Source organism: Thalassovita mediterranea, assembly GCA_019448215.1.
Lineage (GTDB): Bacteria > Pseudomonadota > Alphaproteobacteria > Caulobacterales > Hyphomonadaceae > Henriciella.
This window is the reverse complement of record CP080408.1, coordinates 3,203,976-3,218,854: the sequence shown is the minus strand read 5'-3', so window position 1 is coordinate 3,218,854 and position 14,879 is coordinate 3,203,976. Positions and strand designations below refer to the sequence as shown.

General features: G+C 60.2%; 27 protein-coding genes. 11 read left to right on the top strand and 16 right to left on the bottom strand.

The annotated features are described in order from the left end of the window. Positions 1 to 47: 47 nt before the first annotated feature. From KUV46_15930 to KUV46_15865, 14 genes are read right to left on the bottom strand one after another with little or no spacing between them, the layout of a single operon-like run. A complete protein-coding gene (locus tag KUV46_15930) occupies positions 48 to 1,046 on the bottom strand; it encodes a tyrosine-type recombinase/integrase (protein QYJ00798.1) in 999 nt (332 codons plus the stop codon). Continuing rightward, positions 986 to 1,333, bottom strand: coding sequence for a helix-turn-helix domain-containing protein (locus KUV46_15925; GenBank protein QYJ00797.1), 348 nt, complete (start codon positions 1,331 to 1,333; stop codon positions 986 to 988). Before KUV46_15925 ends, KUV46_15930 begins: the two co-directional genes overlap by 61 nt. Next, positions 1,330 to 1,821 (bottom strand): hypothetical protein, encoded by a 492-nt coding sequence (locus KUV46_15920; protein QYJ00796.1) that lies wholly within the window; start codon positions 1,819 to 1,821, stop codon positions 1,330 to 1,332. The genes KUV46_15925 and KUV46_15920 overlap by 4 nt, the downstream gene beginning before the upstream one ends. After that, a complete protein-coding gene (locus KUV46_15915) occupies positions 1,818 to 2,738 on the bottom strand; it encodes a phage Gp37/Gp68 family protein (GenBank protein ID QYJ00795.1) in 921 nt (306 codons plus the stop codon). The genes KUV46_15920 and KUV46_15915 overlap by 4 nt, the downstream gene beginning before the upstream one ends. Continuing rightward, entirely contained in the window at positions 2,731 to 3,288 is a 558-nt protein-coding gene (locus tag KUV46_15910) for a hypothetical protein (protein ID QYJ00794.1), read from the bottom strand. The genes KUV46_15915 and KUV46_15910 overlap by 8 nt, the downstream gene beginning before the upstream one ends. Next, positions 3,285 to 3,467 (bottom strand): hypothetical protein, encoded by a 183-nt coding sequence (locus tag KUV46_15905; protein QYJ00793.1) that lies wholly within the window; start codon positions 3,465 to 3,467, stop codon positions 3,285 to 3,287. The genes KUV46_15910 and KUV46_15905 overlap by 4 nt, the downstream gene beginning before the upstream one ends. After that, complete coding sequence (locus KUV46_15900) at positions 3,464 to 4,042, bottom strand: J domain-containing protein (GenBank protein ID QYJ00792.1); 579 nt, start codon at positions 4,040 to 4,042, stop codon at positions 3,464 to 3,466. Before KUV46_15900 ends, KUV46_15905 begins: the two co-directional genes overlap by 4 nt. After that, on the bottom strand, positions 4,039 to 4,374 hold the full coding sequence (locus KUV46_15895) for a helix-turn-helix domain-containing protein (GenBank protein ID QYJ00791.1): 336 nt from the start codon (positions 4,372 to 4,374) through the stop codon (positions 4,039 to 4,041). Before KUV46_15895 ends, KUV46_15900 begins: the two co-directional genes overlap by 4 nt. Then, complete coding sequence (locus tag KUV46_15890; protein QYJ00790.1) at positions 4,374 to 5,372, bottom strand: hypothetical protein; 999 nt, start codon at positions 5,370 to 5,372, stop codon at positions 4,374 to 4,376. The genes KUV46_15895 and KUV46_15890 overlap by 1 nt, the downstream gene beginning before the upstream one ends. Next, positions 5,372 to 6,343: a recombinase RecT gene (locus KUV46_15885; GenBank protein ID QYJ00789.1), complete on the bottom strand. Its 972-nt coding sequence runs from the start codon at positions 6,341 to 6,343 to the stop codon at positions 5,372 to 5,374. Before KUV46_15885 ends, KUV46_15890 begins: the two co-directional genes overlap by 1 nt. Next, on the bottom strand, positions 6,340 to 7,227 hold the full coding sequence (locus tag KUV46_15880) for a PD-(D/E)XK nuclease-like domain-containing protein (GenBank protein ID QYJ00788.1): 888 nt from the start codon (positions 7,225 to 7,227) through the stop codon (positions 6,340 to 6,342). Before KUV46_15880 ends, KUV46_15885 begins: the two co-directional genes overlap by 4 nt. Then, positions 7,220 to 7,564 (bottom strand): hypothetical protein, encoded by a 345-nt coding sequence (locus KUV46_15875; protein ID QYJ00787.1) that lies wholly within the window; start codon positions 7,562 to 7,564, stop codon positions 7,220 to 7,222. The genes KUV46_15880 and KUV46_15875 overlap by 8 nt, the downstream gene beginning before the upstream one ends. Further along, complete coding sequence (locus tag KUV46_15870; GenBank protein ID QYJ00786.1) at positions 7,561 to 7,920, bottom strand: hypothetical protein; 360 nt, start codon at positions 7,918 to 7,920, stop codon at positions 7,561 to 7,563. Before KUV46_15870 ends, KUV46_15875 begins: the two co-directional genes overlap by 4 nt. After that, on the bottom strand, positions 7,920 to 8,216 hold the full coding sequence (locus tag KUV46_15865; GenBank protein ID QYJ00785.1) for a hypothetical protein: 297 nt from the start codon (positions 8,214 to 8,216) through the stop codon (positions 7,920 to 7,922). Before KUV46_15865 ends, KUV46_15870 begins: the two co-directional genes overlap by 1 nt. A 166-nt stretch (positions 8,217 to 8,382) precedes the next feature. On the opposite strand from KUV46_15865, the gene KUV46_15860 reads away from it, so the two are divergent. The 3 genes from KUV46_15860 to KUV46_15850 are packed head-to-tail and all read left to right on the top strand — an operon-like array spanning position 8,383 to position 9,302. After that, positions 8,383 to 8,718, top strand: coding sequence for a hypothetical protein (locus KUV46_15860; GenBank protein QYJ00784.1), 336 nt, complete (start codon positions 8,383 to 8,385; stop codon positions 8,716 to 8,718). A gap of 43 nt (positions 8,719 to 8,761) precedes the next feature. Further along, positions 8,762 to 9,094 carry a hypothetical protein gene (locus KUV46_15855; GenBank protein ID QYJ00783.1) on the top strand — a complete coding sequence of 111 codons (333 nt, stop codon included), beginning with the start codon at positions 8,762 to 8,764 and terminating at the stop codon, positions 9,092 to 9,094. A gap of 22 nt (positions 9,095 to 9,116) precedes the next feature. Beyond that, positions 9,117 to 9,302, top strand: a complete 186-nt coding sequence (locus tag KUV46_15850; protein ID QYJ00782.1) for a hypothetical protein — start codon at positions 9,117 to 9,119, stop codon at positions 9,300 to 9,302. On the opposite strand, the gene KUV46_15845 is transcribed toward KUV46_15850, so the two are convergent. Then, a complete protein-coding gene (locus tag KUV46_15845) occupies positions 9,299 to 10,009 on the bottom strand; it encodes a hypothetical protein (GenBank protein QYJ00781.1) in 711 nt (236 codons plus the stop codon). The two genes, KUV46_15850 and KUV46_15845, sit on opposite strands and share 4 nt — an antisense overlap. 84 nt (positions 10,010 to 10,093) lie before the next feature. Here KUV46_15845 and KUV46_15840 point away from each other — a divergent pair, with 84 nt between their 5' ends. The 8 genes from KUV46_15840 to KUV46_15805 all read left to right on the top strand — a co-directional run bounded on the left by KUV46_15840 (position 10,094) and on the right by KUV46_15805 (position 14,407). Beyond that, the gene (locus KUV46_15840) at positions 10,094 to 10,333 is read left to right on the top strand and encodes a hypothetical protein (GenBank protein ID QYJ00780.1); all 240 of its coding nucleotides are present in this window, start codon (positions 10,094 to 10,096) and stop codon (positions 10,331 to 10,333) included. After that, positions 10,330 to 10,509: a hypothetical protein gene (locus KUV46_15835; GenBank protein QYJ00779.1), complete on the top strand. Its 180-nt coding sequence runs from the start codon at positions 10,330 to 10,332 to the stop codon at positions 10,507 to 10,509. The genes KUV46_15840 and KUV46_15835 overlap by 4 nt, the downstream gene beginning before the upstream one ends. 448 nt (positions 10,510 to 10,957) lie before the next feature. After that, positions 10,958 to 11,350 (top strand): hypothetical protein, encoded by a 393-nt coding sequence (locus KUV46_15830; GenBank protein ID QYJ00778.1) that lies wholly within the window; start codon positions 10,958 to 10,960, stop codon positions 11,348 to 11,350. Positions 11,351 to 11,451: 101 nt separating this feature from the next. Then, positions 11,452 to 12,258 carry a hypothetical protein gene (locus KUV46_15825; GenBank protein QYJ00777.1) on the top strand — a complete coding sequence of 269 codons (807 nt, stop codon included), beginning with the start codon at positions 11,452 to 11,454 and terminating at the stop codon, positions 12,256 to 12,258. Beyond that, positions 12,255 to 12,641, top strand: coding sequence for a winged helix-turn-helix domain-containing protein (locus tag KUV46_15820; GenBank protein ID QYJ00776.1), 387 nt, complete (start codon positions 12,255 to 12,257; stop codon positions 12,639 to 12,641). The genes KUV46_15825 and KUV46_15820 overlap by 4 nt, the downstream gene beginning before the upstream one ends. Further along, complete coding sequence (locus tag KUV46_15815) at positions 12,638 to 13,150, top strand: hypothetical protein (GenBank protein ID QYJ00775.1); 513 nt, start codon at positions 12,638 to 12,640, stop codon at positions 13,148 to 13,150. The genes KUV46_15820 and KUV46_15815 overlap by 4 nt, the downstream gene beginning before the upstream one ends. Continuing rightward, positions 13,147 to 13,743 (top strand): DNA methyltransferase, encoded by a 597-nt coding sequence (locus tag KUV46_15810; GenBank protein ID QYJ00774.1) that lies wholly within the window; start codon positions 13,147 to 13,149, stop codon positions 13,741 to 13,743. The genes KUV46_15815 and KUV46_15810 overlap by 4 nt, the downstream gene beginning before the upstream one ends. A 154-nt stretch (positions 13,744 to 13,897) precedes the next feature. Next, a complete protein-coding gene (locus KUV46_15805) occupies positions 13,898 to 14,407 on the top strand; it encodes a hypothetical protein (GenBank protein ID QYJ00773.1) in 510 nt (169 codons plus the stop codon). 11 nt (positions 14,408 to 14,418) lie between these two features. Here KUV46_15805 and KUV46_15800 read toward each other — a convergent pair whose 3' ends face one another. Continuing rightward, positions 14,419 to 14,676, bottom strand: a complete 258-nt coding sequence (locus tag KUV46_15800) for a hypothetical protein (protein ID QYJ00772.1) — start codon at positions 14,674 to 14,676, stop codon at positions 14,419 to 14,421. Positions 14,677 to 14,879: the final 203 nt, after the last annotated feature.

Here is a 14,879-nt window from a genome sequence, read left to right as displayed (position 1 = left end):
GCCTTGCGGGCGTGGCGAAATTGGTAAACGCAAGGGACTTAAAATCACTAAGCCCCTTCTGATTTTCCCTTTTTCGTCAACGCCGTGGGCGGTTCTTCCAATTCTGCTTCGGGACTATACCGGGACATTGCTTCAAGATCGTCCCGGAGGTCGTCTGTCTGGACGTGTGCATAGCGTGCGGTCGAAACGATAGTGGCGTGACCCAATAGCTTCTGGGTCTTGCGCAGATTGTCGGTCTTCCGGAGCATGCGGGTCGCCGCGTGATGTCTGGCGCCATGAATCAGGCGCTCCATGTCCAGTCCCGCCCGGTGAGCCGCATTTGTGAGCAGGCGGTGAAGCTGATGATATTCGAAAGCTTCTGCCGGCTCACCCGCGTGCAGCACCGTGCGCAGCTTCGCCGCCTTCGCGCGACCGGCCATCGCTGAGAGGATTCGGGCGTCATTTGTCGTGAGCGGGATCCAGAGCTCCTCGCCGTTTTTCCGATACCGACCAGCGAGCCTGAGCAATCGACCTTCACCGTCGACGTCGTCTGGCTTCATGAACAGCTCGCCGAACCTGAGACCATAGGTCAGCAGCAGGTGGAGCGCGAACCGCGGAACCGGCTCAAGCTCAGCCTTCCATGCATCGACCTGGCTATCGCTGTATTCGCGAACAGCGCCCTTCGGCTCACTAGAGCGAAGTTCTGACCACGGTATGTCCGGCAAGCCTTTGGCCTTCCAAACCTTACGCGCACGATTAAGGAGCGGTCTTAGGGACGTGTCTATGATGTCCCGATTGACGGTTGATGCTGATGGCAGACCGTAACCGAGGTCCATCAACCGACGCTTCGCCTGAGCAGCAACGACCTGTGGCGCGTCAATGTCGGCAAGCTTCAAGCGAGGTCCGACGCAATCCATCATCACCTCAAGGCGTCGCTTGATTGCCAGGGCTGAACGTTGGTGCTTGCCGTGCTCTTCGTAATACCGGTTGCAGGCCTCAAGCAGCGTCAGCTCTGACGCTTCGTTATAGGTGCCGGTCGCGGCTTTAAGTCGTTCTTCTCGCTCCACGGCCTCAGCTGCCCGCTTCGCGCGCTGACCCGTCGAACCGTGGTAACGTTTGCCTTTGTGCTGGAAGTCATAGTGCCAGACCGTGCTTCGCTTCGGTTTGTAGACGGACATTCCAGCTTCTCCATATAATCGAGCACGTCGGCGCGACGAAAACGATAGTCGCGGCCCTCCAGGACGGCTTCGAGCTTGCCCTGCTTCACGCGGGCGCGGACGGTCTTCGGGTCGCGTCCCAGCATCTCAGCCACCTGTTGCGTCGAAAGCAAGGGGGATGGAGAAAGCGAACTCATCTGAAGGTGCTCCTGCTCTTGATTTTCCGGCTGCCCTTCGCGGGCCAAGGGTCTTTGCGCTTCGCGATCGAGCGCGCCTGACCAGCGGCTTTCTTTGCCCGGCCGGGCTTCACCGCCATACGCTTGCCGCGAGCGATGCCGGGTGTGTCCTGGGTGTGGTTCTGGCGAGAATTACAGCTCCAACACTCGAAGTCCGTATTCGGAAGCGTGTGCCCCGGATGCTCGTCATTCGCGGGCGCGCTCAACGGGAAATGATGCCCGACCGTCGCTTTATCCGGCCTCTGCGGATCTACACCAGCGCCGAACGCCAGCACCTGACCGCAGGCACAGAGATAGCCGAGCGGTGAGCGCTTCAGCTTTGCAAGCAAGTCATCGACGCGGATGTTCTCGTAAGCGATGTGCTTGTCTGCGGCCCGGCGCCTGTGAGCGTTGAGCGTGGACTGAAGGCGGGCTCTGTCGGCTTTGGTGAGGTCGTGGGGCGAGGTCACGCCTGCGGCCTCCCATCATGGGTGACGCCGTCGAGGACGCGGCCAGCCTTGGACTTTCCGGCTCGCAGGTATTGAATGCTAGTTTCGCCCCCGTCTCCGCGTGTCCGCGCCTTCAAAACGTCGAGGCCATCAAGGTCGATCGCGTGATCCCAATCAATCCATTCCCCCCACTGCTTGAACAGAAACGGCACGCCAGCAGCGGCGCACTGATCGCGCAGAGACCGAAACCAGTCCGGCTTCGAGGGGCGGGCATTGGGGCCAGATTCTCCGCCTGCGATGACCCAGCTGATCGGCGGAATGTCCGGCATCCATTCGCCGTCCTCGTCTTCGCAATCGCAAGTCCAGTCGAGCGGATAGATTGATCGGTGACCGTCGATGTCGATTTCCGATAGGTCGATAGGGCCGAGTAGGGGTTCGCAACTCAGGAAGCGCTTCGACCGATTGCCGGGCGCCCATAGTAGCTCTGGAATATTCCGGTTGGCCGCCTCCTGATGCTCCACCGTCGTGCCGAGCCAGACATGCGGCCAGCCTTCTCCCCAGTTTGCCGGAAGCATCTTTGCGATGTTCTGCGGACGCTTGGTGAGCAGCAACCATACGAGGCTGTCGCACTCACGGATGAGTGCCCAGAGGTCATCGCGCCATTCTGTCGGAACCTGATTGTCGAATACGTCAGCGAGTGAGGCGCAAAAGACAAAGCGGGGCTTGCCCGCCTCCTTGGCCTCTCGATTCCATTTGCGAGGTTGAGCCCACGTCGAGGCGCCGGTTCGCTGACGCGGATGATTGCCCCATTGCGCCCGGCCATAGCGCTTCGACCAGTCTTCGGCGTAACAGAAGTCGCACGCATCGCTTATTTTCGTGCAGCCGATCCACGGGTTGAAGGTGTCGTCCGCCCACTCGATCTTCGTCGCTTCAGCCATGGGACGCCCCCGCGATTTCGTCGACGTTGCCGTGGATGACCTCGAAGGTGAGGGCGACGATTTGAGGGTTGTCGAAGAAGCGCTCTCCGGGCCTGTCGTGAAGCGAGTCCCATAGGGTGCGAAAAACGCGCCAGGGGGCACGACCGGGGACCGGCGTGATGCCTTCCGCTAGCGCATCGATGCCGTCGATATCTTTCACTCCTTGCAACCGCACATCCGTCACACGAAGCGTCAGTCTCGAGGCCCAGCGAGGCATGTGAATTGAGGGGACGTTTGCCCCTCTCCGGTTGCCGTAGTGGTGAAGCGTAACCCATCGATCGGCGGCTTCGGGTGTGTCGTCGATAACGCGCCAGACTTGATCCGCCTCGTAGCGCACCGCGTCAAAACCATCGTGCGTTTCGACCGCAGAGCAGGTCTCCCGCACGTACAGCAGGTCGCCCGGCTCGCACTTGCGCAGCGGTGATGTTGCCAGACGCCGGGTCTGTGTCTTCCTGCCGTCGAGCAGGGCGCGCACCATCTCGGCGCTGAAGATGATTGGGCGCACGGTCATAGCAGCCCCGCAACATGAAGAGCGAGCACGACAAGCGATCCACCAAAGAGGCAGGCGAAAGCGTCGCGCGTAATACCCGGCCACCTGCTTCCGACGGTATCAAGCCGTAAGACCGCGCTCCAGACAGTGAGGATGCCAAGCAGGCCAACGATGGCCGCGGCTATGTAGTGAGCAATCATGACAGCTCCTTCAGCGCCCGGTCTGCGGCCGCATTGATTTCAGCAAATTGTTCAGGTGAACCGCCACGGTCTGGGTGATGCTTGGCTGCGAGTTCGCGGCGCTTATTCTTCACATCGTCAGCAGTTGCGCCGTCGGAGAGTCCGAGTACGTCACGCCAGTGCCGGGCACCAGGCGCCGCGAGCGCGAGATAGGCCTGCAAGGTCGAGCGCACGATGGAAAGGCCGCCATGCCGCATCTTGGTGCGCTCGGCTTCGATGACGTGATGGATGGCCTGCAGGTTCCACTCGACCTTCGTGTATCGGTCGACCGCTATCGCGCGATATTCGCCTTCCCATACGAACCAGACAGCAACGCCGGGATCCTCTGGCATTTTGCCAGACAGGCCCGTGACGTTCGAACTCAGGATGACGTCGGAGACCTTGTGTCCCGTATCGTCTCCAAACTTCCGAAGGCTATCTAGAACGTTGGTGCGCGCGCTCGCGAGAGTGGAGCGGAACTGTGCCGTCGTTCTGCGCTGCGTGCGTTCAATGCCACCCGGCCACGCGACTGGGTATTCGGTTGGCCTCTGGGTCACGACACAGCCCCTTCGACCAGCTTTTCAATCGCATTTAGGTGCAGCTTGATCTTCTGAGCGGGAGGTACAGGCTCCTCCTCGGTGTCCTGCTCAGGGAACATCGATGCGACAGGAACGCCGATCACTTGGCACGCCTTGAATAGCCTGCCGGCGGATATCCGGTTGGTGCCGTTCTCGTATTTGTGAGCTTGCTGATAGGACACGCCGAGAGCCTTCGAGAGGTCTTCGAGCGTGATGCTTGCCTTGCGGCGTGCGCGTCGAAGCGCGAGGCCGATCTCTTCGTCAAGCTCTGTGACATGGCGCGGGGATTGGTCGATTGCGGTGCAGGTCATCAGTAGCGCACCTCCACGTGAGGGATTGATCCGCTGGCAATGGCGAGGACGATCTTCTTCGCCCGGTCTTCACCGATACCGCCATGCTCCATGATCGCCTCTTTCGCGGCGCGCATGATTTTAGAGCGGTGTTCCTGGTCAGCTTCGCGCTTGGCCTTGGCGGCGTCCGCTGCCTCGCGCTCCTGACGTTGACGGTCGAGTTCGGCTTGAGCCGCTTCAGTCTTGCGCCGTTCCTCGGCTATCGCAGCCTCAGCCTTCTGGCGCTCTGCCTCGGCTGCAGCTTCAGCGGCTTTCCGCTTCTCGCTTTCGATGCGCTCGGCTTCGGCCTTGGCCTCGGCTTCCTTGCGGGCCTTCTCCCGGTCGGCGCGCTCGCGCTCTTCCTTCTCGGCTCGAAGCTTCGCTAGCTCGGCGCGTTCATTGATTTCACGGTCAATGCGAGCGTCCTGTTCGTTCAGGTGCTCCAAAGCGCGGCGCTGCTCTGAAACGGCAGTATCATATTGCACACCGAAAACGTCTTCGGTGACGATCATCGCCTGCACTTTCCCGCGCATTTCCTCGACGGCCTCAATCGTCTCGAAGTGCCCGAGGGCATCACGGAAAATCTGCCGCGCCCGATCAATCGCGAGTTTGCGCTTCTCTTCAGCGGCCTCCCATTCGTCGAGCGGCTTGCGCGCCGTCGCCTTTAGGGTGTCGAGCTTGTCGCGGACATCGCGGCGAACTTCGTCGACGGCGTTGATCGCCTTGCGGTGTTCCTCGTTGAGCGACTTGCCCGCTTCATCGATCGCGGACTTGCGACGGGCGATGCCATAGGCGAGTGAGGCTATGGCCTTCCGCCCCTTGTCCGAGTCGATATCGGTTTCATGGGCGTCAATGTCCGCCTCGATTTCCTTCACCAGCAAGTCGAGCATGGAAGGGTCACGGAAGATGAGGGCCGGGTCTTCGGCCAGCAGTTCGCCAACAGCGGCGGAGTTGTGCCCAATGGTTGCTGTGTCAGCCATCACGCGGTTTCCTTCTCGGCTTCGAGTTCGTCAAAACGATTGGCGGCGAGCTTCTGGATGGTGTCGCGCGCCTCATCGTCGATCCATGAGCAGGCAAGGGCAGAGTCGCGCACGCCGCTGACTTCAAGGTCGGTGCGCGCTGCTTCGAAAGCGTCCTGCACGAGGATCATGCTTTCGAATGCGTCCGGCTCTTCTTCTCCAGGCTGTGACGATGGCTCGTCTGCGGCGTCGGCCGTCTCAGCCTCCGGCCCTTCGACCTCGGCATCCTGGGCCTTGTCGGCTTCGGGCATCTTCAAGCCCTTGCGGCCTGTGTTCCGATCCTCTTCAAACTTGGCGACGTTCACCTTGAGCCGGTCAGCTGCGGGGTCACGAGGTGTGACATCGCGCATATCGATCTCGTCCATCTCGTCGATGGTGTAGACGCCCATGATCACGTCAGGCACCCAGCGCCGCGCCCATGCGCGGGTCGCGTAATAGGCCATCTGCTGGTCAGGGTCTTTTTCCCAGAGAGGCGAGCGGCCACCCTTGCGCATGACTCGGAGAGGCTGGCTCTCGTACTCACAGAGCTGAGGCTCACCTTTGACGCGGCCGGTCACGAAGATTTTGCGCTCTTCGCCCTCGCCTTCGTACCGGAAGTGCAGGCGCCCCACGAGAACGGGAGACGCGTAGACCATGGCGGCAACGGCTTGCGCTTCATAGGCGATGTTGTCGTTGACGAGATAGGCCTTCGTCGAAAGCGCGAAGGGGTCCATGCCGAGGCGTCCAGCCTGCATGTAGATGGCGAGGCAGGAGCCGACATTGCCGCGGAACGCAGCGCCGACACATGGGCCAGCCTTCGCCATGAGTTGCGCGAAATCGATCGCATCCTTCACGGACGTGGGAGCGGGCAGGAAGCCGCCGCCACGGTTTGAGATGGTCAGTTCGCTGCCAAGGCTCTTGGCTTTCTCGACGGGTTCAAGTTCGTTGCTCATAGCAGGTTAGCCTCCAGCTCTTTTTCCAGTTTCTTCGTGAACCATTCCGGTCCGTGCAGGGTGATTGGGCCCTCGCAGTAGAAGGGCCAGTCATTGTCTCGCAGGCAGTCCGCGAACTTGCGGATTGCGCGTCGGCACTGGCGAATGCCGAAGTCCATCAGCTCGTCACCGAGCCGCACGGTCGTGACGGCATAGGGCGGCGTCTTCTCAACGAAGACGAGCCAGGCGTCGGTGACTTCCTGTCCGGTGAGGATCCTCACGGCCTCAGCTGCGAGGCCCATCTGCATGTGATAGCCGCGCGTCACGATTTCGGTGTTGAGGATGCGTGGATTTGCGGTGTCGCATGTCTTCAGGTCAGCGAGGACGGCATCAGTCGGAATCCGGTCCGGTCGCGACTTCAGCCAGACGCCTGTTTCCTGATCTTTCCAGATCATCGACTTTTCGGGCTCACCAGCGGTGAGCAGTTCCGGGACATTTGGCTCAGCGGCCAGGGCGTCGTGCATCGCCTTGATGGCGGTAAAATCATCTTCCGTGATGATTATGTTGCCATCAGCCCACTGCGCGTCTCGCCAGTCTCTGGCGACCTGCTTCTTGTAATTGTCATAGGGGCAGACAACCAGCCGAGAGATTTCCTCCTGATCATCGAACAGCAGGGCGTGAACGGCTTTGCCGAACTCGAAAGCAGCTTTGCGCGGCTGGGCTATGGCGTCAGGGTTCAGTCCCGATGCCTGGCACCAGAAGTGGGCCGGGCTTTCGTTTTCAATCTTCCGCAGGCCACCCGACGAGATAGACGGACCTTCGCAGCACTGGCTGTGATAGGTGTCCATGTCGAGGTCATAGATGCCCGGCTGGGTGATCAGGTTGAGGCGTGCGCTATCAGGCATCGGCCATCTCCTCTGCTCTAATGTTGTCGAAAGCCCGCCATGCGGTGTCTGCGTCACGCTCCATCTGGCGCGCGTTTTCGATGGCTACCGGGTCGCGAGACTGCAGAGCTTTCTTCAGCGCGGCTTGTGCCTCGACGGTGAGGTGAGCGGCGCGTTGCTGCATTGGGTGGACCGTCGTTCGGGCGTCGAGGTCGTCGCTGCAGGCCTTGTTGCAGCAAGCTCGCACGAATCCCTCTTCGTTCGGATCGGGCACGAAGTAGGTGTCGTCGGCGTCTGGCGAGACGTACTTGCCGCAAGCCGGGCAGCGCACTGTATGGCGATCAATGCAGTAACTCATACCGACACCCCGCCAGACCGATCCCCATCGAACCGCGCGGTGTCACACCACACACGATCGAAGTAGAGGCGAAGCTCCATCCAATGCTCGAAGTCGTCTGGTACCGCCGCCAAGCGAAGGAAGGCGACGGCCTGTTCTTCTGGAAGGTTGAGCGCTGCGGTCGCGATCAGATTGCCCTGCAGGCGAGCGCGGTGGAGTACGTCCAGACCATGCACGGCAATCAAGCCCATCATGGCCTGACACTTCTCGCGGAGCTTGGTCAGGAGTTCGCGTTGATACTCGCTCTGCACCTCAGCGCGGAAGCGCTTGGACTGGGCGACGATATCGCGGGCGGAGAGGTTGACGAGGGTCGTCATTACGCGGCCTCCGCCTGTTCAAACAGTTCAGGACGGTGAAGCTCGATCAACTCGGCAAGGCGGGCCTCGGCATCGCGAAGGCTGGCCTCGAGAGGAAAGGTCTCTTCGTGCAGCACTTCAATGCCGCGCTTGCCCCAGCGCATGACGCTCAGCTCGCGTGGCATCTGCGTCTTGCAGACAATCATGCCAGCCTTGTGGTTGGTGTAGCCGACGCCCTCTGGGCAGTCGTAAGCGCTTATGCTGAAGGGCGCGCCGTCATGCAGGTTCGGATCGGGGGCGAAGGTGATGCGTGGCATGTCGTGTCCTCTCGTCTGTTGAGAGGAATGTACGAAAGCCTCGTACGTCGGTCAACCTATTTTTTCGTACGTTGTCGTACAAATTCATACGGCATACGCTCTAAGGGCGAAAATGGGGAGCGATATGAGGTTTTGGATTTGCGCTGCAGCGAGCAGCATTTTTGCCATGGCTGCGCTGGCTCAAGACCCGTGGGGGCCGGAAGATAAGGACAAGTGCGGGAATGGTATGGCGTACGCTCAAGCGCGCGCAGATCAGGCGGCGATGCTATTGGATCGGTGCGCCAGTGATAGACTAGCAGCTATCGAGGGGTCCGAATGGTGTAGCAGGGCCGCAAACATCGATCTCGACTTTCTGTTCTACTGCGCTGAACAGGCGACCACTCGCGATGATGAGCCGGTTTCAAACGAAGAGATGACCGCGGAATTGATGACGATGCTCATGCCTGTGCTGGACGCTATGGCTCGCCTTAATGCGGCGAACGACACTATGGGTCTGAACTAGTCCCAGGGCGCGTCGAAATTGGATCAAGGGGGGAGTGGCGATTATGAAAAGATATACTGGCGAGACCTTGGAAGAGCATTCCGAAAGGTCGCTTCACTTTTTCTTGGGAAACCGGGTGATCGTTAACATTCTCGACGCCTTCGGCTATGTCTACTGGCGCATCGGTCAATGGCTCTGTTTCGCAGGCTTCGCTGCGCTGGTTTATTACGAGATGTTCGTATTGTCGGGATTGGCCCTCATAGCCGGTCTTGTGCTGCGCCTGACATTCGTGCTTCGCAATGAGTCGAATATGCTCCGCGCCACGCTGGCCGAACTGCACTTGCGCGCCAGCGATCCTGCGTATCAAGACTCACCCGCGAAGCCCTATAGGCTTTAGCAACCTTGCCATAGGAGCTGACATGGACTGGCTGGAAAGCGCCTTTCAATGGTGCCTGGCGCACTGGTTTGAGTTGATCGTGATCTTCCTGCTAGAGAGGTGCTTTCACATGCTCTATGAGATCCGAAACGAGGCCCGATCAGCCATGTTCGATGTGCAATCGCTGAAGCGCGACATCGACTTCATAAAGCATCGAACGCCAGACTAACCCAGCGCACGACCTATCCAGATGACCCGGCCGATCACATTCAACTTGTCGGCGGAGCTGATGCGGAAGTTATCGTACACCGGGTTGTCGGATTTCACGATGACCTCTTTCGTCTCAAGGTCTCGCTGGCAGCGCTTCACGAGCAATTCATCCTCAAAGCTGAGGATGTAGATCCCGTCGCGCACGATTCGGTTGACCGAAAGGTCGACGAGGACCTGATCACCGTCATGCAACGTTTCCCACATTGAGTCGCCGCCAACGGTGATGACCGCAAGGCTGTCAGTAGAAGAGCGCGTCAACCGGGCGAGCTGCTGGCTGCGGTATGGCTGATAGCCCATAGGCTCACCATCCTCGACGAGGGCGCCAGGGCCAGCACTCGCGCGCAAGTCATAGATTGGCACGGTCAGAAAATCGTCGGAGGGGGCAGGGGGCTTCTTCGCAGACAGCGAAACGGCGGGGGCCTCGATCGCCGACATGTCGCCTAGTTTGGCAATCTCCGCTTTCGAGATCGCGGGCTCGCCTTTTCCCTCGACAGCCTCACGCAGTTTGTTGATGAACGGCCAAGGCATCCCGCCTACGAATTTCTCGTTCTCTTCATAGTATTGATATGAGGAGGGGCTGTTGAAGCCGAGAGCTTCGGCCATGGCCCGAATGCTGAGACCGGCGCGGCCTCGCAGCTCTTTCAATTTCTCGCGTGCATCTGACATCTCGTGGTCTGACGTCAGGTCAGTGTACGAAATCAACGTGCAAGTCATTGACAAATCGTCCGACACAATCGTACACCTTCGTACATGATGACGGCGATAGCAAAAATTGTGGACCTTGCCGGCGGTATCCGCCCGCTCGCGCGCGAACTCGAAAAAGCGCCGTCCACCGTCCAGTATTGGAACGACAGCGGCGCGCTCCCGAGAGGGGAACGAGACGCCATTATCCAATTCCTGAAAAGCAAAGACCAATCGGAGGCAGAAGCCGTTGACCTGACCAATCGGGCCATCGCTGGACTGAACGCTGAAAGCGAGGCGGCGGCATGATCTGCGCTGTCCTTTCTCTCGGTTACCTTGCCATCGGCCTCTACGACATGAACCAGCGCGTCATTGTCTGGCGCGCTGGTGATGATACCCGAATTGCGGCGTTCCAGGTCTTTGGCCTGACGCTGTTCTGCGCTGCCTTGTGGCCTGTCCGCTGGTGGCGGGAGCGCCGCTCATGAGGCTCGTCTGCCGCTCTCACTGTTCTTCTTGCGGCAGCAACTCCCTGCGTGGCCTTGCGGCTGCGCGGGGCTTTTCTTCCTTTGCGTCAGTCCATCCCGGGACAGGAGACGCGGCGGACCTATACGTCAAACAAGGGCGCGCTGCCCGTACTGGTTTTGGTGTGGTTTTCCAGCAAAAGCGCGTCAATCCCGGCTCAATTTCACTGAACGTCTGTGTGCGGCGCTTTCCCCCTCAGTTGCGCACACGGCGTAGGCCGGACGGAGCTTCGCGTGGCTCCGTCCGGTTCGCTCGTGTCATGAAGGGTGCGCTCAATTTCCACACCGAGCCGCACCTTCTTCATTCCTTCAATCATGAGAGCCAGCCCTTCGCTTACCTGGCGTCTGGCTCTCGCATCTGTCGTCATGGCCGCTCCTGTCTGAGTTCTGCCGCTCCACGAGGAACAATCTCGTGGAGCTGAGCATGCAAAGCAATTCCGACTTTGGCGACGAAATGTTGACGGCCATCGTATCGCGCAGATGGGCGCGTTTTCAGGTGGCGCGGTGGCCGTCTGGCGAGACGCAGGCAGCAGACCTGCAATCGCGAAAGGTGGTGGTGGACACCCGCACCGTTAACGGCTGGCGGCAAGGCCAGCTCCCATCAAACAAGCACAAAATCCAGCTTATCCGCGCTGGCTTCAAGCCGATGCTCGACAGGGCATACGAGCCTGCCGAGGCCGCCGGGCGCATAGCTGAACTGGAGGCCCAAGTTGAGCAACAACGAGCAGCAGCCCTCGCGGCTGAAAGAGAACTCGCCCTCATTCGCGACGCGCTTGCGGGCTTCACGGATGATCTTGAAGGGTGAGCGGCTAATCAAGAAGGGCTCGCATCACACTGAGCGTGGGAACACGCTGATCCAAAGGGCGAAGAAGCTGCTCGGCCTCCCTACTGAAGGAAGGCAGGGCGATGACTGACAACCTGAGACCAATAAAGGCAATCAGCATCGCCGGCGTGACGCCGGCCACCGTGTCAGACCTGCCTGAGCTGAAGTGGCTGCCACTCGACTGCCTCGTCATCAATGACGAGTACCAGCGCGCGCTGAGTGAGCGCTCTGTGTCGGCAATCCGAAAGATTGTCGCCAACTTTGATTGGGCGAAGCTGAAGGCTCTCTCGGTAATCGACGTGGGTGACGGCAAGTTCGAAGTCATCGACGGTCAGCACACCGCGATCGCAGCGGCGAGCCATAAGCAGATTGCTGAGCTGCCCTGTCTCGTATCGGGCGCCCGCACTGTTGAGAAGCGCGCCGAGGCCTTCGTCGGTCTCAACCGTGATCGTGTCCAGATGACCGACATGCAGGTCTTCCATGCTGAGCTGAAGGCCGGAGACGAGATTGCCGTCGAGATCCAGCAAGGTGTTGATAGCGCGGGCGGTCGCGTTCTGAAGAACCCCACTTCGACCTACAAGGTAGGAGACCTGATGTGCATTGGCGCTCTGCGCCAGCTTGCCAAGAAGGGCGGGCCAGCCTGGGTAAAGCGTGCTGTCTCGCTCGGCATTCAGGGCAAGCTAGCACCTATAAAGTCGCCGGTCCTTCGCGGTCTCGTTCGCCTCATCTGGGAAGGTGAGCACGCGGGCAAACTGACAGATCAGCAGATCGTCGATGTGTTCCGCTTGTACGGGCAGGAGAAGCTCATCGACCGCGCAAAGGCCTATCGGTCTGACAATGGCGGCACGCCTGCTGACTGCTTCGCTGAAGTGATTGTGAGGCTGTCATGAGCCTCGATCGTGAACGCATCGACGCCCTTGAGGCAGAGAATGACGAGCTGCGCGAGCGTATCTCGCAGCTGGAGGCTGAACTCTATGGCGACGACTGGTGCTGTCCGGTCGACTTCCGTCTGACGCGCGCTGAAGCGCTGCTACTCTCTCTCTTGGTGAAGAACGAGCGCATGTCGAAAGAGCTGGCGCATCGCGCGCTTTGCGACCGGCAAGGCGCGGACACCGAGCCGAAGATCGTCGATGTCTTCATCTGCAAGGCCCGCAAGAAACTTGCGCCCTTCGGTGTCCATATCCACACGCTCTGGGGCACTGGCTACTATCTCGATGCTGAGACGCGACAAGCGCTTGCTGACGGCACGTTCCTTCAGGAGCGCGCGGCATGACCCGGTATTGCGAAGGCTGCACTCACTCTGGCCTCCTGCGAGTGCCAGCGACGAAGGAATATCACTGGCCTGATGGCTCCGGCGACGTTTCGCCATGCTGTCAGATGCACTTCGACCAGTGGTCACGAAATGCACCCGGCGTGCTTGGCACGCAGGCTGTAGGGCAGGGCGGTCCATACCGGGGCGAGACAGGCTCAAAGGGCGGGGGAGACTCTGCCGAGGCCGCAAAGCGCTGGAATGGCAAGGCCGGTGACCTTCGCCGTAAGGTGCTTGTGCACGTTGCCGAACATGGTGCCCAGGGCGCCGACGATATTGCCGCCACGCTCGGAGAGCATTTCCTCGATATCCGCCCGCGCTGTTCAGAGCTGACGAAGGAAGCCTTCGGTGAGCTGCTTCAGCGTGTCCGGCTAGAGGGCGTTCGCACAGCCAGGAACGCGCCTGCATGGGCGTATGGCCTCACCGCAGCCGGTAAGCGCGCTGTCGATGCGCTGAAGGCGAGGGCGGCATGACGTGGCCTTTCGAACCCCTGCAGCCGTTCAGCTATGATTTGATTATGGCAGACCCTCCGTGGCTGTTCGAGACATACTCGTACAAAGGCCACGAGAAGGCAGCGCAGAAGCACTATCAGTGCGAGTCGCTGCAGACCATCAAGGCCCTTCCGGTTGGCCATTTAGCCGCCTCTGATTGCCTGCTCTGGCTATGGGCGACGAACCCGATGCTCGATCAGGCCTTTGAGGTCGTGAAGGCATGGGGCTTTCGCTTTGTCACGGCTGGCACTTGGGTGAAGACCACGGCGACCGGCAAGATTGCGTTCGGGACCGGCTACCGCCTGCGGAGCGCGAATGAGCCGTTCCTGATCGCAACGAACGGCAATCCTGAGACCGCAAAGAACGTCCGCAGCGTCGTCATGGGCCCTGTCCGTGAGCACTCGCGCAAACCCGAAGAAGCATTCGCGGCCGCTGAGGCTTTGATGCCCGGCGCGCGCCGCCTTGAGCTGTTCAGTCGGCAGTCTCGTGAGGGCTGGGACAGCTGGGGCAACGAGGCAGGGAAGTTTGATGCCAAAAGTGACGCTTTCACAGCTCATGGGAGAATGGCCTCATGAGCGAATTAGATCGAACCCTCACCGCCAACCGGTGCCACTGCGGGTGCGCTAGGCCCCGCAGCCATTGGGCCGACACACTCACAGCCGCCACCCCCAGCGTTGCTGAAGTAAAATTCTCTATGACCCCCATCGGTCAGAGATTCAGGATCACGTCATGAGCATCTGGAACCAAGAAACCGAGCGCATCCTCTCCGACATGTTCCATGACGGAAAGAGCGGTGAAGATATCGCTGCCCGCCTGTCTGAACTGACCGGCAAGAAGGTCAGCCGAAACACGGTGATCGGCAAACGTCATCGCATGGGTCTGGTGCATTCCGTGCCGTCCGACCCGGGCAAGACAAAGCGCAAACCGAGGAAGCGGACTGCCACGCCTGACGGTGCAACCACAAAGCGTCTTCGGACAGGTCCGCCACAGAGCAAGCATGTGAAGCGGCGTCGGAAGCGATCGGCACCGATTCCCGAACACAAGGGCATCGCATTCGACGACCTCGCAGCGGGCGTCTGCCGCTGGCCGGAGGGCGACGGCGAAGACATGACCTTCTGCGGCTGCAAGGCCACTCACGGGCCGTACTGCGAGGCACATCACCGGATAGGGCACGCTGGCACCTTCGTGCCGTCGGAAGATGCTGTCGAGGGCGCTGAGAGCGTCAGGAGGGCCGCGTGATAGCTGACGACCTAAAGACGCTCGCCGCGCAATGGCTTCGCGCTCGCAAGCCAGAGGCTCACATACTGTTCGAGTTCAGCCTTGCTGAGTATGGCGGGGCGCTCATAGACGTCGCCGCCATCTGCGAAGATGAGATCATCGGCGTGGAGGTAAAAGGGGACGGCGATTCTGCGTCTCGACTGAAGCTGCAGGGGCAGATGTACCCGCGAGTGTGTCGGCAGGTTTACCTGCTCCCAAGCCCTGATCTTGTCGCCGCCTGCAAGCGGCATGAGCCTCCTGAATGGACTTTGATACTTCCGCCAGGGGCTGAGGCATCAACTAGCTACCGTTGGGATCAGATATGCAGCGAAACTGGCATTCGCTACGCCTCAAATCTTCGCGCGATCGATCAAAGCAAACTGCACCGAGGTGACGGATATGGCCTGTCTCCCGCTGCTCTCGCGGCAATGATTTGGACGAGTGAGTATCCGCG

Excerpts from the sequence above, each read along its gene's own strand:
- KUV46_15845 (QYJ00781.1), bottom strand. The coding sequence starts at position 10,009 with ATGTCAGATGCACGCGAGAAATTGAAAGAGCTGCGAGGCCGCGCCGGT.
- KUV46_15890 (QYJ00790.1), bottom strand. The coding sequence starts at position 5,372 with ATGGCTGACACAGCAACCATTGGGCACAACTCCGCCGCTGTTGGCGAA.
- KUV46_15910 (QYJ00794.1), bottom strand. The coding sequence starts at position 3,288 with ATGACCGTGCGCCCAATCATCTTCAGCGCCGAGATGGTGCGCGCCCTG.
- KUV46_15810 (QYJ00774.1), top strand. The coding sequence starts at position 13,147 with ATGACGTGGCCTTTCGAACCCCTGCAGCCGTTCAGCTATGATTTGATT.
- KUV46_15855 (QYJ00783.1), top strand. The coding sequence starts at position 8,762 with ATGAAAAGATATACTGGCGAGACCTTGGAAGAGCATTCCGAAAGGTCG.
- KUV46_15860 (QYJ00784.1), top strand. The coding sequence starts at position 8,383 with ATGGCTGCGCTGGCTCAAGACCCGTGGGGGCCGGAAGATAAGGACAAG.
- KUV46_15840 (QYJ00780.1), top strand. The coding sequence starts at position 10,094 with ATGATGACGGCGATAGCAAAAATTGTGGACCTTGCCGGCGGTATCCGC.
- KUV46_15820 (QYJ00776.1), top strand. The coding sequence starts at position 12,255 with ATGAGCCTCGATCGTGAACGCATCGACGCCCTTGAGGCAGAGAATGAC.
- KUV46_15825 (QYJ00777.1), top strand. The coding sequence starts at position 11,452 with ATGACTGACAACCTGAGACCAATAAAGGCAATCAGCATCGCCGGCGTG.
- KUV46_15875 (QYJ00787.1), bottom strand. The coding sequence starts at position 7,564 with ATGAGTTACTGCATTGATCGCCATACAGTGCGCTGCCCGGCTTGCGGC.
- KUV46_15915 (QYJ00795.1), bottom strand. The coding sequence starts at position 2,738 with ATGGCTGAAGCGACGAAGATCGAGTGGGCGGACGACACCTTCAACCCG.
- KUV46_15925 (QYJ00797.1), bottom strand. The coding sequence starts at position 1,333 with ATGAGTTCGCTTTCTCCATCCCCCTTGCTTTCGACGCAACAGGTGGCT.
- KUV46_15865 (QYJ00785.1), bottom strand. The coding sequence starts at position 8,216 with ATGCCACGCATCACCTTCGCCCCCGATCCGAACCTGCATGACGGCGCG.
- KUV46_15905 (QYJ00793.1), bottom strand. The coding sequence starts at position 3,467 with ATGATTGCTCACTACATAGCCGCGGCCATCGTTGGCCTGCTTGGCATC.
- KUV46_15805 (QYJ00773.1), top strand. The coding sequence starts at position 13,898 with ATGAGCATCTGGAACCAAGAAACCGAGCGCATCCTCTCCGACATGTTC.
- KUV46_15885 (QYJ00789.1), bottom strand. The coding sequence starts at position 6,343 with ATGAGCAACGAACTTGAACCCGTCGAGAAAGCCAAGAGCCTTGGCAGC.
- KUV46_15895 (QYJ00791.1), bottom strand. The coding sequence starts at position 4,374 with ATGACCTGCACCGCAATCGACCAATCCCCGCGCCATGTCACAGAGCTT.
- KUV46_15835 (QYJ00779.1), top strand. The coding sequence starts at position 10,330 with ATGATCTGCGCTGTCCTTTCTCTCGGTTACCTTGCCATCGGCCTCTAC.
- KUV46_15800 (QYJ00772.1), bottom strand. The coding sequence starts at position 14,676 with ATGCCGCTTGCAGGCGGCGACAAGATCAGGGCTTGGGAGCAGGTAAAC.
- KUV46_15870 (QYJ00786.1), bottom strand. The coding sequence starts at position 7,920 with ATGACGACCCTCGTCAACCTCTCCGCCCGCGATATCGTCGCCCAGTCC.
- KUV46_15815 (QYJ00775.1), top strand. The coding sequence starts at position 12,638 with ATGACCCGGTATTGCGAAGGCTGCACTCACTCTGGCCTCCTGCGAGTG.
- KUV46_15850 (QYJ00782.1), top strand. The coding sequence starts at position 9,117 with ATGGACTGGCTGGAAAGCGCCTTTCAATGGTGCCTGGCGCACTGGTTT.
- KUV46_15880 (QYJ00788.1), bottom strand. The coding sequence starts at position 7,227 with ATGCCTGATAGCGCACGCCTCAACCTGATCACCCAGCCGGGCATCTAT.